General features: G+C 64.2%; 11 protein-coding genes. 1 reads left to right on the top strand and 10 read right to left on the bottom strand.

Going from position 1 to position 12,121, the window contains the following annotated elements:
* Positions 1-514: 514 nt before the first annotated feature.
* Genes SPBM01_RS05775 through SPBM01_RS05755 form a run of 5 tightly spaced genes read right to left on the bottom strand, consistent with a single transcriptional unit; the run spans position 515 to position 8,006 of the window.
* Entirely contained in the window at positions 515-1,861 is a 1,347-nt protein-coding gene (locus SPBM01_RS05775; RefSeq protein WP_188065575.1) for a sensor histidine kinase, read from the bottom strand.
* Positions 1,861-2,535: a response regulator transcription factor gene (locus SPBM01_RS05770; RefSeq protein ID WP_188064408.1), complete on the bottom strand. Its 675-nt coding sequence runs from the start codon at positions 2,533-2,535 to the stop codon at positions 1,861-1,863. The genes SPBM01_RS05775 and SPBM01_RS05770 overlap by 1 nt, the downstream gene beginning before the upstream one ends.
* A 4-nt stretch (positions 2,536-2,539) precedes the next feature.
* Positions 2,540-3,916, bottom strand: a complete 1,377-nt coding sequence (locus SPBM01_RS05765) for an efflux transporter outer membrane subunit (protein WP_188064407.1) — start codon at positions 3,914-3,916, stop codon at positions 2,540-2,542.
* Entirely contained in the window at positions 3,913-7,014 is a 3,102-nt protein-coding gene (locus tag SPBM01_RS05760; protein ID WP_188064406.1) for an efflux RND transporter permease subunit, read from the bottom strand. The genes SPBM01_RS05765 and SPBM01_RS05760 overlap by 4 nt, the downstream gene beginning before the upstream one ends.
* Positions 7,014-8,006: an efflux RND transporter periplasmic adaptor subunit gene (locus tag SPBM01_RS05755; protein ID WP_188064405.1), complete on the bottom strand. Its 993-nt coding sequence runs from the start codon at positions 8,004-8,006 to the stop codon at positions 7,014-7,016. The genes SPBM01_RS05760 and SPBM01_RS05755 overlap by 1 nt, the downstream gene beginning before the upstream one ends.
* A 136-nt stretch (positions 8,007-8,142) precedes the next feature.
* On the opposite strand from SPBM01_RS05755, the gene SPBM01_RS05750 reads away from it, so the two are divergent.
* Positions 8,143-8,904, top strand: coding sequence for a hypothetical protein (locus SPBM01_RS05750; RefSeq protein ID WP_188064404.1), 762 nt, complete (start codon positions 8,143-8,145; stop codon positions 8,902-8,904).
* A gap of 20 nt (positions 8,905-8,924) precedes the next feature.
* On the opposite strand, the gene arsH is transcribed toward SPBM01_RS05750, so the two are convergent.
* From arsH to SPBM01_RS05725, 5 genes are read right to left on the bottom strand one after another with little or no spacing between them, the layout of a single operon-like run.
* On the bottom strand, positions 8,925-9,665 hold the full coding sequence (gene arsH / locus SPBM01_RS05745) for an arsenical resistance protein ArsH (RefSeq protein WP_188064403.1): 741 nt from the start codon (positions 9,663-9,665) through the stop codon (positions 8,925-8,927).
* Positions 9,665-10,096 carry an arsenic resistance N-acetyltransferase ArsN2 gene (arsN2, locus tag SPBM01_RS05740; protein WP_188064402.1) on the bottom strand — a complete coding sequence of 144 codons (432 nt, stop codon included), beginning with the start codon at positions 10,094-10,096 and terminating at the stop codon, positions 9,665-9,667. Before arsN2 ends, arsH begins: the two co-directional genes overlap by 1 nt.
* Positions 10,093-11,160, bottom strand: a complete 1,068-nt coding sequence (gene arsB, locus SPBM01_RS05735) for an ACR3 family arsenite efflux transporter (RefSeq protein ID WP_188064401.1) — start codon at positions 11,158-11,160, stop codon at positions 10,093-10,095. Before arsB ends, arsN2 begins: the two co-directional genes overlap by 4 nt.
* Positions 11,157-11,588 carry an arsenate reductase (glutaredoxin) gene (gene arsC / locus SPBM01_RS05730; RefSeq protein WP_188064400.1) on the bottom strand — a complete coding sequence of 144 codons (432 nt, stop codon included), beginning with the start codon at positions 11,586-11,588 and terminating at the stop codon, positions 11,157-11,159. Before arsC ends, arsB begins: the two co-directional genes overlap by 4 nt.
* Positions 11,588-12,115: an arsenate reductase ArsC gene (locus SPBM01_RS05725; RefSeq protein ID WP_188064399.1), complete on the bottom strand. Its 528-nt coding sequence runs from the start codon at positions 12,113-12,115 to the stop codon at positions 11,588-11,590. Before SPBM01_RS05725 ends, arsC begins: the two co-directional genes overlap by 1 nt.
* Positions 12,116-12,121 lie beyond the last annotated feature (6 nt).

Here is a 12,121-nt window from a genome sequence, read left to right as displayed (position 1 = left end):
CCTGCCGGAAAGAAGAATTTGGCTCCCCCTATAATCCACATTGCGAACTTTTTTAGGATTCCAACGATGGAAGCTAGAAAACTGGTCACGCGTTACCGTGCCGCGTTCAAGAACGCGGCTTGATATATTATTTAACGACCGACAATACGTCCTGTAATATTCAAAATGGCGCAAGAGAACATGCCAGTTCCATTTTTTGTGCGGCTATTCTCTTGCGCTTTGAATCAATAAGGCAGCGTTTAATTCAAATCGTGGCACGAGGTCCAGCGGTTCATCGCCCGCAAAAAGCGTGTAGCTCGGCTCTCTCTCGGTTCGATCTGGAAGTGATGATGGCTTAGGATTTTGATCGCCGCAATAGGTAGGGCACTGAAGTGCCGCTTGCGCATCAATGAGGACAAAAGGGTACAAATTTACCCTTTTCTTCCCAGGTTTGTACCGTACCAACTTCAAACTATCTTGATTTCGGCGCATTGATGGCGCCAGTCAAAAAAAGGCGTGTCGGCTCGGACGATCATTATGCCGATAGTTCGACCAACACTTCGAATCCAGGTGGTGAGGTGATCTGGGTACTGCCCCGATGGGCGGTCGCTATTGCTGACACTAAGGCGAGGCCAAGGCCATGACCGTTGGTGGTACGGCTCCGCTCGTCACGCGTGAACCTCTCGAAGAGTTTGGTGACGTCGCCCTCGACGCCAGGTCCGTCGTCGACGACGAGCAATCGGGTGGACGCTCCTCGGCGATTCAGCGTCACGCTTACCGTGGTCCCTTGTGGTGTATGGGTGAGGGCGTTGTCCAGCAAGTTGGTCATCAACTGTTGGAGCAGGCGCCGATCTCCCTTGAGATTGATGTCAGGGCTAATGTTCGCGATGAGAATATGGCCCCCGGCTTCCATGTCGGGGCGATAGGTCTCCACGATTCCCTCGACGAGGTCGCTTAATGCGACATCGCTGAACTGCCCCCTTAAACCCAATCCTTCGACCTCGGCGATGCGGAGCAAGGCGGCAAAGATATCCAGAAGTTCATGCGATTGCGCACTCGCAGCCTCGATCGCGCACAACTGGACCGCGCGATCCTCACTGCTGAGTGCCTCATCGAGCCGGTTATGCAGGCGGGTGAGAGGGGTGCGCAAATCGTGCGCGACGTCGCTCGACACCTGACGCAGATTGTCCATGAGCAGGCCGATGCGGTCGAGCATCCGGTTCAAGGTTTCCGCGACGCGATCGAACTCGTCGCCTTGGCCGGTGATCGGCATTCGCTGCGTCATATCACCGTCGATGATTGCCAGCGCCGTGCGGTCGATCCGCGCTAGGCGTGATCGAGTGACCGCACCGACAATCCATGCAGCTCCGATACCCAGCAGCATGATTGCGCCAAATGCCCCGGCGAACAGGCGGATCATCGTCGCGTCCATCTCGTCGATGACCGCGCGGTCGGCGGCGACGAGCAGACGGTGGCCGCCCGACAACCGTGTGGTCAGCGACTGAGCAATCCGTCGCTCCCCGTTGCGGGTATAGGGCAGCAGTTCGACATAGCCCGGTTCTGTTGGCACCGTTGCGTCGAGCTTTCCGGCGACGCCGCGGCCAGCTGCATCGACGAGGCGATAGTCGAGACTGGCTGTGCTCCGTGCCGCTTCGCGCCGCGCGATTGCCTTGGCGACGCCGTTTGGACCATCATCACCCTCGTCGATCAGCGCGGCGGTCTCCGCGGCAACTCGGTGGTCGAGCTGCTTTTCCAGTTCTTCATGGACCACCTCGAAGGCAATACCACCAACCACCAAGGTGGCGACCCCGAACCCGATCGCGACCAGCGCAACAAGGCCGAAGGTTGTCCGCCACCAGCTTTTTGTCTGCGAGCCGAGCATCACGTCTCGCGGATCATATAGCCCGCGCCGCGTACCGTCTCGATCGCATCGGTGTCGAAGCCGGCATTGAGTTTGGAACGCAGTCGACTGAGGTGGGTTTCGACGATGTTGGTCTTGGGATCGAAATCGAAATCCCAAACGCGTTCGAGCAGCATCGTCCGCGTCATCACACGGCCGGGATGACGCATCAACTCGGCCAGCAGCGTGAATTCGCGTGGCTGGAGCGTCACGCGCTGGCCTGAGCGCGTGACTGTGCGGCGATGGAGGTCGAGGATGATATCCCCTGCCGCCAGCCGCGCCGGTTCGACCGCCGCGACCGGGCGGCGGCCGAGCGCCTGGAGCCGCGCCGCAAGCTCGGAAAAGGCGAAAGGCTTGATCAGATAATCGTCGGCGCCGCCCTCCAGACCTTCGACCCGGTCGGCAATGCCGCCGATCGCGGTCAGCATCAACACCGGCGCGGTGTTGCCGGCCGCGCGCAACGCCTTGACGAGGGACAGGCCGTCAAGCCCAGGGAGCATCCGATCGATCACCAGCGCATCGAAGCCACCCTCGGTCGCCACGAACAGCCCATCGCGACCGTCCGCGCTGGTCACGACATGGTGCCCCAGTTCGCTCAGGCCACGGGCGATGAATCGACTGGTGTCGGCGTCGTCCTCGATGATCAGAATGCGCATGGCGTCACTGTAGCGCCGTTGCCTCGCTCTGCCACCCACCACCAAGCGCCCGAAACAATGCGACCTGGGCTTGTGCGACAGCAAGATCGGACTGCGCCTGTGCCAGCGCAGCTTGAGCACGGGTGCGTTCCGCGTCGAGCTGGAGCAGGAAGGCGGCGTCACCGAGCCGGACGCGCGCGGCGGCGCGACGGGCGGTGAGGTCCGCCTGCGCCAACGCCGCGCCCAGCGTGCGGTTTCGCCGCACTTCGGTATCATAGGTTGCCAGAGCGGTCTCGACTTCGCGTAGCGCTCGCAAGACCGCGACATCCCAGCTCGCCAACGCTGCCCGCTCAGTCGCCCGCGCCTGCTCGATCCGTGCCCGCGCGGGGGCCTGGTTGGGGAAAGCCCAACTGATCAGTGGCGAGGCAGTCGCGACGAAATTACCGGTGAGCAACCCCATTGCGCCACCCAGATTGACACGCGGATAAAGGTCGGCTCGCGCCACTCCGATACGGGCAGCGGCGGCGGCAAGACGGCGTTCGGCTTCGCGGATGTCGGGGCGGCGCAGGAGCAGCTCCTGCCCGTCGCCCACCGGGACGGCAGCGATAAGCGTCGGCGGGGCGCTACACATGAGCGGATCGGTCCGCGCATCAGCCGGTGGGCGGCCTTGTAATGTGGTGAGCCGATAGCGGGCGTTCGCCTGCAATGCTTCATAGGGCGCAACCGTCGCGCGGGTGGTTTCGAGCAGATTTGCTGCCTGCGACACCTCAAGCGGCGAAACCTCGCCCTCGCGGAGCTGACTGGTCACCGCGGCGACCGATCGTTCCTGCACCCGCACCTGTGCGCTTGCGACGCCCAGCGCCTGCGTCGCGCCACATAGCTCGATATAGGCCAGCACCGTGTCGGCCGCGACGGCGACGCGAAGCCCATCGAGCGCGGCGGCCTGCGCCTCTGCATCCGCAGCGGCGGCCAGCGCGCCCGAGCGCAGGCGGCCGAACAGATCGGCGTCCCAGCTTGCGGTCAGGGCAAGGTCATAGTCGGTAGTGGGCACGTTTGACGAAGCGCTGGGCTGGCTGGCGCTGCCATCGACCGTGGCTGCACTTTCGATCGTGGTCTGCGGCAACCGCGCCGCACGCGCCTGTCGCAGCGCCGCGCGCGCGCCGTCAAGATTGGCGTAGGCGACGCGCAAGTCGGCGTTGGCGGCGAGGCTCGCCTGAACCAGGCGGTCGAGCACGGGATCGTTATAGAGGTGCCACCAATTCTCAGGGACGGGAGCGATGGATGCGATGGGCAGGTCCGCGAACGGCCCCATGGCGGCAGGCGACGCTATCGTCAGGGGCGGCGCAGGCGCGGCCATGCAAGCTGTGAGGATCAGCGCAGCGAGAGGGGCGAGGCGCTTCATGCCGGCTGCCCCGCACGCACGGCTTGGGGCCTGTGCTCCTCCTCACCAAAGCGCGCATAAAGCGCGGGCATCAGGAACAGGTTGAGCAGGGTCGACGACACCAGCCCGCCAAGGATGACGATCGCCATCGGATGTTCGATCTCGTGCCCGGGCTTGTCGCCCGCGACCACCAGCGGCAGGAGCGCAAGACCCGCGCACAGGGCAGTCATCAGGATTGGCACCAGCCGCTCTTCAGCGCCGCGCAGGATCAGCTCGGGGCCAAACGCCTCTCCTTCCACCCTGCGGAGATGATCATAGTGCGACAGCAGCATGATGCCGTTTCGCGCTGAAATGCCGATCACAGTGACGAAACCGACCAACGAACCGAGCGACAGCACGCCACCGGTCAACGCCACCCCGGCCACCCCGCCGACGAGCGCGAAGGGCAGGCTCAAGGCGACAAGTGCGGTAATCCGTCCCGAACGGAATTCGAGCCAGACAAGCAGCAGGACGCCGATCAGGCACAGCAGCCCCGTGGTCCAAAGACGTTGGCGCGATTCCTGGAGCGCAGCATATTCGCCGAGCACGCGCGGGCTGTAGCCGGTGGCGAACGGCACCTGCGCCACTGCCGCTTCTACCGCACGGGCGACGCCGCCCAGATCCGCGCCCGCGACGTTGAGCGTCACGTCGATCCGGCGCTGGCCATTTTCGCGCTTCACTTCGTTCGGTGCCGGCATGATCTGCACATCGGCGACATCGCGCAATCGCACCGGCGCGCCTGATGGTGACAGGATCATCAGATCGGCCAGCGCGTGCAGATCGCCGCGCACCGCTGGTTCGCCCCACAGCGCAACGTCGAACGCTTTCTGATCGCGGTAGATTTCGCCCAGTTTCTGCCCCGCGACGAGCGTTTGCGCCTGTCGGCGCACTTCGCCAGCGGTCAGCCCGAAGGTCGCGAGGTCAACCGGGCGCGGAATCACCTGAATCTGCGGCACCAGCACCTGTTGCTCGACCTTCAGATCCGTGACGCCGGGGATGCCCGCCACCTTGGCGCGCACCCGCTCGGCCGCTGCGCGCAATTCCTCCTGCTCCGGTCCGAAGATGCGGACGACGACGGTCGCACCCGCCCCGGTCAGCACTTCCTTGATGCGCTCGCGCAGATAGGTCAGCACGTCGCGATAAAGGCCGGGATAGCCGTCGATCGCCGCCTTGATGCGCGCGACGCTCTCGTCATAGGGCGCATTTTCGTCGAGGCTGATCCACAGTTCGGTAAAATTCGGCCCGACCACCTCGTCGGCAGCCTCTGCGCGGCCGATATGCGCGCCGAAATTGCGCACGCCGGGGATTGCGCGCAGCTCCTTCGACGCGCGGATGGTGATGCGGTCCATTGCCTCGATCGACGTCCCCGGCTTCTCGACAAAGTGCATCAGAAAATCGGTTTCGCGGAAATCGGGCAGGAACTGGTCCTTGAACCCGGCATAGCCCAGCCCCGCGAGCAGCAGTCCGCCCGCGACACCCCCCATGGCGAGTGTCGGGCGCGCGACCAGCCGGGGAAGCGCACCCGCGTAGCGCCGCTTGAGCAAAGCCACGAGCCGGGTGTCGCGCTCGGCCTTCAACGGCGCATTCGGCAACAGGAACAGGCACATCGCGGGCGTGACGACCAGCGCGACCAGCAGCGAGGCGGCAATCGCCAGCACATAAGCGATGGCGAGCGGCTGGAAGAAGGTGCCGGCCACGCCGCCGAGGAAGAAGATCGGCAGGAAGACCAGCATCACGATCAGCGACGCGAAGACGACTGCCGACCGCACTTCCAGCGAAGCCGACAGCACCACGTCGAACGCCGAGCGCGGATTGCCCGCCTCGCGATTAAGGCGCAGCCGCCGGGCGATGTTCTCGACATCGATGATCGCATCATCGACCACTTCGCCAAGCGCGATGACCAATCCCGCGATGACCATCGTGTTGATCGTCGCACCGCTCCACAGCAGCACCAGCCCCGCACCGAGCAACGACAGCGGGATCGCCACCAGGCTGATCGTTGCCTGCCGCCAGTCGCGGGTGAACAGGAACAGCACGATGGCCACCAGGACGCAGCCGATCAGCAGCGCACGGGTGAGGTTGTCGATCGAGCGCTCGATGAAGGTCGCGGGGCGAAAGATGGTCGTATCGACCTTCACGTCACGCAGCCCGGGCGCGAGTTCGGCCAATGCGGCTTCCACATCGCGCGTCAGTTGCAGTGTGTTGCCGGTCGGCTGCTTTTCGACGATCAGCATCAGACCGGGCACGTCGTCGATAATCGCGTTGCCGATCGGGGCGGCGAACCCATCGACGACGCGCGCAACGTCGCCGATCCGCACCGGCGCATCGCCGCTCTGCTTGACGATCGCCTGTGCGAGATCGTCAGCGCTCTGAATCGCGCTCGTCTGCTGCACGGCAAGGCGCTGGGTGGGTGTATCGACAAAGCCGCCGCCACCGACCAGCACGGCATCGCCAGCCGCCACCCGTAATTCGTCGAGCGTGACGCCCGCCGCTCGCAGCCGGTCGGGATCCACAAGAATTTGCAATTGCCTGTCGCGCAGACCCCAGATCGCCACATTGGCGACGCCCGGCACGGCCATCAGCCGTGGCCGGATCGTCCAGCGCGCCAGCTCGGAAATCTGCATCTGGTCCAGCTTGGTCGAGGTGATGCCGATCTTCATGGCGCGACTGGTTGATGAGAGCGGCGGCAGCATGACAGGCGGGCGCGCTGCGGTAGGCAGCCGGGCCTGTGCCTGCGTCACGCGCTCCTGCACCAGTTGCCGTGCCCGGATCACATCCGTGCCGCGCTTGAACAGAATCTGGACCGACGAAAGCCCGAGCACCGATTTCGAGCGCAGCGTTGCCAGATCGGGAACGCCGCTCACCGCCACCTCGATCGGCACTGTGACCAGGCTTTCGACTTCCTCGGTCGACATGCCCGGCGCTTCGGTCTGGACCTCGACCATCGGCGGCGCGAACTCGGGGAACACGTCGAGGGGCACGTCGCTGGTGGCGCGCAGGCCAAGGACGACGAGCAGCGCGGCCATGGCGATAACGAGCACCCGCTGGGTCAGCGCGGCGCGGATCAGATGACCAAGCATCAGTGCGGCGTCCCGAACTCGGTGCCGAACAATTCGGCCGCCCCATCGGTCACGACCTCGGCTCCGCGCTCAAGCCCGCGTGACAGCAAGGCGTGATCGCCCGCGACGCTGGCAACCTCAATACGTTGGCGGACATAAGTGTTGGGCGCAGTGCGTCGATAGACCCATTCGCCACCATAAATATCGCGGACGATAGCGGCCGTGGGCACGGACAGCCCCGCTTGCGCACCACCAACCGGCAGCGCGACCGCCACCCGCTGCCCGACACGATAGGCTCGGTCGCGATTGTCGAGCGCGAAGTACAGATCGACAGTGCCCGCTGCTGCATTCGCCGATGGCGGTGCCTGAACGGCGCGTGCGCTGCGCGGCGAAGCAACTGGGTCGCCCAGAGGCCGGACTGTCGCTGCGCGGTCGCGATCGACTCCGCCAATGTCGGTGCCGAACACGGGCACACGGACCCACAGTGTTGCCTGATTGCTCATCGCGCCCACGGATGGCCCCAGCAATCGTCGCTGTGCCTGCGCGGCATCCGCCGCTGCGCGCGCCGTCGCAAGTCCTGCAGCGGCCTCGTCGCGCGCCCGCACGCTGCCTGCTTCCTCGCGAACCAGCGCATCGGCTCTGCCGAGCGCAATCCGAGCCAGGCGTACCAGCGCCTGCGTGCGCGCGACTTCGCCATCGGCAATAGCCTGGCTGGCGCCGATCTGGGCAATGTTGCTCGTCGACCCCGTTGGCACGCCACCCGCACCAGACGGCGGGACGACGACTTCGCCGCTCGTCTCGCGCATCCGAGCCGCGCTGCCATCGCCGATCCGCACGAGGCGGATTCCAAGCCGCTGCTGGGCCTGATTGGTCAGTGTGAGTTTCAGCAGGTCGGCTTCATGTGCCACCGCTTCAGCCTTGGCCGGGGCCGCAGGCTTTGCCGAGGGGGCACTGCCGCAACCGTGGAGCAAGACGATTGGCAACAACAAAGCGGGGTGGACTGGTCGCGTCATCGCGCATCTTTAAGATAGCAAGATTGGGGCGAACTTGGCGGCGCTATACAAAATCCCAATGTCGAGGCGCGCCGCTTTCGATGCGGGTGAATGAGTATAGATGATTGCGGGGACGGTTGAAGGATAAGCAATGCCGATGACGGACTCGACCCGCACTGCACTTGTCAAGGTGCCCGCCGTTACACTCGGCTTCTGGATCATCAAGATCCTGGCGACCACGCTCGGTGAAACGGCCGGTGACACCATCAGCATGACGCTGAACCTTGGCTATCTCATCGGCAGCGCGATCTTCCTGGGATTGCTCATTGCACTGGTCGCTTGGCAGATCGCGGCGACCCGCTATCGACCAGCGCTCTATTGGGCGACGATCATCGCGTCGACTACAGCGGGCACGACGATGGCCGACTTTGCCACGCGCTCCCTCGGCATCGGCTACCCGGGAGGTTCTGCACTATTATTGACGCTGGTTTTGGTGTCGCTGTTCACTTGGTATCGAGCGCTGGGATCCATCTCCGTCGAAACGGTCCATGAGCCGCGTGCGGAGCTGTTCTACTGGATCACGATCACCATATCCCAGACACTCGGCACCGCGCTCGGGGACTGGCTCGCTGACACCGGCGGCCTTGGCTACATCGGTGCTGCTGCGGTGTTTGGTCTTATGCTCGCGCTTCTAGCAGCTGCTTATTTTGCCACGAACATCAGCCGGATTACCTTGTTCTGGGCCGCCTTCATTCTGACCCGCCCTCTTGGTGCTGCGGTGGGCGATTTTCTCGATAAACCGATCGATCACGGTGGCCTCGCCCTGAGCAGGCCGCTGGCGTCCGTCGCACTGGCTGTCGCCATCGTGCTGCTTGTTGCCTTGCTGCCGAAACGGGCGGCCAAGTCGTCGTCTAGGTGATCCTGCAATGGGCTATGCGTTCAAGCGACCGACTGCGTAGCAAGATCCTTTGCGGCATCCCGTTTGGAGGCCGCCGACTTGCGCTCGGAATAGCGATCGACGAGTTGCTCTGCGTGCCCACGCGTCAGCACGGTGAACCGCACCAGTTCTTCCATCACATCGACGATGCGATCATAATAGCTCGATGGTCTCATGCGCCCGGCCTCGTCGAACTCCTTGAAGGCCATGGCGACACTCGACTGGTTGGGGATCGTGAACATCCGCATCCAGCGACCGAGCAGTCGAAGCGTGTTGACCGCGTTGAACGACTGCGATCCGCCCGACACCTGCATGACAGCAAGCGTTCGGCCCTGCGTTGGCCGCATGCCGCCGAACTCCAATGGAAGATGGTCGATCTGGGCCTTCATGATGCCGGTGATCTGGCCATGCCGCTCGGGGCTGCACCACACCTGGCCTTCCGACCACAAGGCATGCTCGCGCAACTCGTGGACGGCGGGGTGGTCATCGGCCTTCACCTGATCGGGCAATGGCAAATCGCTTGGATCGAATATCCGGACTTCGGCTCCGAACAGGATCAGCAACCGCGCCGCTTCCTCGACGGCAAGTCGGCTGAACGACCGCTCGCGGAGCGAACCATATAGAAGCAGGATCCGGGGTGGGCTCTCGAGCGAGCCGAGCCCCGTCGCGAAATCAGGGCGAATCACGTCGCGATCGAGCGCCGGTAGGAAATCAGGGTCGGCAAGAATACGAAGACGTGACATCAGACAATCCGCTTGGAGAGAAGGGCCGCGCTCGCCGGGCAGAGCGACCGAAACTCGGCCGATCCGGTTATGGCATCGGGCGCATCGGCACGGTTGGTCGGGACATAGCCATGCCGCCGGAAGAAGGGTTCGGCCGTGGTGGTCAGCAGATAGAGGGAAGCAACGCCATCCTCGGTCGCCGCCTTTTCAATCGCCCCGAGTATGGCAGTGCCCAGGCCGCTGCTACGCCGACCCGCCGTCACGACCAGGGATCGCAGCAGCCGGTCAGGTCCATCACCCTCCATGCCACCATATCCGGCGATGCCGACGTTGTCCTCGAACCGGAAGAAACGACGATCCGGTCCGCCAAGATCGCTGGTTGGAAGGCCGGCGTCTGCAAGTTCGGTCGCTAACTCGGACAGGGCGGCGGACTCGAGCGCGGTCACGATCATGCCGGCACGCGCTCCTCGTACCAGGGCCGGGTCGCCTTCACGATCTTCACCACCGACAACATGACCGGAACCTCGACCAGCACGCCGACCACGGTCGCCAGCGCCGCGCCCGAGTTGAGCCCGAACAGGCTGATCGCGGCCGCCACCGCCAGCTCGAAGAAGTTGGAGGCGCCGATCAGCGCGGCGGGCGCGGCCACGCACCAGGCGACACCGAACCGGCGGCTGAGCCAGTAGGCGAGGCCAGCGTTGAAATAGACCTGGATAAGGATCGGCACCGCGATCAGGGCGATCACCAATGGATGGGCGATGATCGCCTCGCCCTGAAAACCGAACAGGAGGACGAGCGTCGTCAGGAGTGCCACGAGCGATACCGGACCCAGCCGGGCCAGCGTCCGATCCAGTGTTGGCTGACCGCCCGACGATAGCAGGGCGCGACGGACAAGTTGTGCAACGATCACCGGCACCACGATGTAGAGCGCCACCGAGATCAGCAGCGTGTCCCACGGGACGGTGATCGATGCGACGCCGAGCAGTAGGGCGACCAGCGGTGCGAAGGCAAACACCATGATGACGTCGTTCAGCGCGACCTGGCTCAGCGTATAGGTCGGGTCGCCATCGCATAGGTTTGACCAGACGAACACCATCGCAGTGCAGGGTGCTGCCGCCAGCAGGATCAGGCCGGCGATATAGGAACTGATGTCGGCGGCCGGCAGGAGCGGCCGAAACAGCCAGCCAAGGAAGACCGTGCCGAGCAGCGCCATCGAGAATGGCTTCACCGCCCAGTTGATGAACAGCGTCACGCCGACGCCCTTCCAGTGCTGCCTGACCGATCCGAGCGCGCCGAGATCGATCTTGAGCAGCATGGGGATGATCATCAACCAGATCAGCACGGCGACCACGAGGTTGACCCGCGCGACTTCGGCCGATGCGATCGCCCTGAACACCCCCGGCAATGCATAGCCAAGGGCGATGCCGACGACGATGCACAGCGCGACCCAGACACTGAGATAGCGCTCGAACATGCTGATCGCCGGCTTGGCCGGCGTCGCGCTCGTGGCGGTCATGCGCCGACCCTGTTGCCGGCCGCGTCGATAACCTGTTCGCCGTCTTCCTTGGCGAATGCGCCAAGCTGCGCGTTCGGCAGCAGGTCGAGCACCTGTTCGGAGGGCCGGCAAAGTTTCACGCCGAGCGGCGACACCACGATCGGACGGTTGATGAGGATCGAATGCGCCATCATCGCATCGATCAATTGGTCATCGCCGAGCGACGCATCGCCAAGCCCGAGTTCGGCGAAGGGCGTGCCCTTCTCGCGCAGGAGTGCGCGGGGTGCGATCCCCATGCGGTCGATCAGCGACACAAGCATTGGCCGCGACGGCGGGGTCTTCAGATACTCCACGACATGCGGCTCGATCCCGGCATTACGGATCATCGCCAGCGTGTTACGCGAGGTGCCGCACTCGGGGTTGTGGTAGATGATCATGTCGATTGGCATCAGGCTGCATCCCCGCGACGGCTGCTCGCACCTTCGCCATGGCCGATCTCGCGAACCTGGGCTTGCAGCGCGCGAGCCTCGAGTTTCTCGAAGGGGAGCGCGATGAAAAGCTTGATGCGGTTCTCGAGATAGCGAAGCGCCGTGACGAAGGCGCGCTCACGCTCGACAGCCGTGCCCTGGACGTGGCTTGGGTCTTCGATCCCCCAATGGGCGGTGACGGGATGGCCGGGCCAGATCGGGCAGGTCTCGCCGGCCGCGTCGTCGCAGACCGTGAACACGAAATCCATCACCGGTGCGTCAGGCCCGGAGAACTCGTCCCAGCTCTTCGACCGCAGGCCATCGGTTGGAAATTCGATCCGCTCGAGCAAGGCGATCGCGTCGGGATTGACCGCACCCTTGGGATAGCTCCCGGCGGAGAAGGCACGAAAGCGTCCGCTACCCAGCTTGGTGAGCGCGCTCTCCGCGAGGATCGAGCGGGCCGAGTTACCTGTACACAGGAAGAGGATGTTGAAGACGCGATCGGACATGATGGA

Source organism: Sphingobium sp. KCTC 72723 (assembly GCF_014280435.1).
Classification (GTDB): domain Bacteria; phylum Pseudomonadota; class Alphaproteobacteria; order Sphingomonadales; family Sphingomonadaceae; genus Sphingobium.
Note: the sequence above shows the minus strand (reverse complement) of the source record. Positions and strands in the feature narration are given on the sequence as shown.

Coding starts and splice junctions, on each gene's coding strand:
- arsH (WP_188064403.1), bottom strand. CDS start 9,665: ATGTCACGTCTTCGTATTCTTGCCGACCCTGATTTCCTACCGGCGCTC.
- SPBM01_RS05760 (WP_188064406.1), bottom strand. CDS start 7,014: ATGCTTGGTCATCTGATCCGCGCCGCGCTGACCCAGCGGGTGCTCGTT.
- SPBM01_RS05770 (WP_188064408.1), bottom strand. CDS start 2,535: ATGCGCATTCTGATCATCGAGGACGACGCCGACACCAGTCGATTCATC.
- SPBM01_RS05765 (WP_188064407.1), bottom strand. CDS start 3,916: ATGAAGCGCCTCGCCCCTCTCGCTGCGCTGATCCTCACAGCTTGCATG.
- arsN2 (WP_188064402.1), bottom strand. CDS start 10,096: ATGATCGTGACCGCGCTCGAGTCCGCCGCCCTGTCCGAGTTAGCGACC.
- SPBM01_RS05775 (WP_188065575.1), bottom strand. CDS start 1,861: ATGCTCGGCTCGCAGACAAAAAGCTGGTGGCGGACAACCTTCGGCCTT.
- arsC (WP_188064400.1), bottom strand. CDS start 11,588: ATGCCAATCGACATGATCATCTACCACAACCCCGAGTGCGGCACCTCG.
- arsB (WP_188064401.1), bottom strand. CDS start 11,160: ATGACCGCCACGAGCGCGACGCCGGCCAAGCCGGCGATCAGCATGTTC.
- SPBM01_RS05725 (WP_188064399.1), bottom strand. CDS start 12,115: ATGTCCGATCGCGTCTTCAACATCCTCTTCCTGTGTACAGGTAACTCG.
- SPBM01_RS05755 (WP_188064405.1), bottom strand. CDS start 8,006: ATGACGCGACCAGTCCACCCCGCTTTGTTGTTGCCAATCGTCTTGCTC.
- SPBM01_RS05750 (WP_188064404.1), top strand. CDS start 8,143: ATGACGGACTCGACCCGCACTGCACTTGTCAAGGTGCCCGCCGTTACA.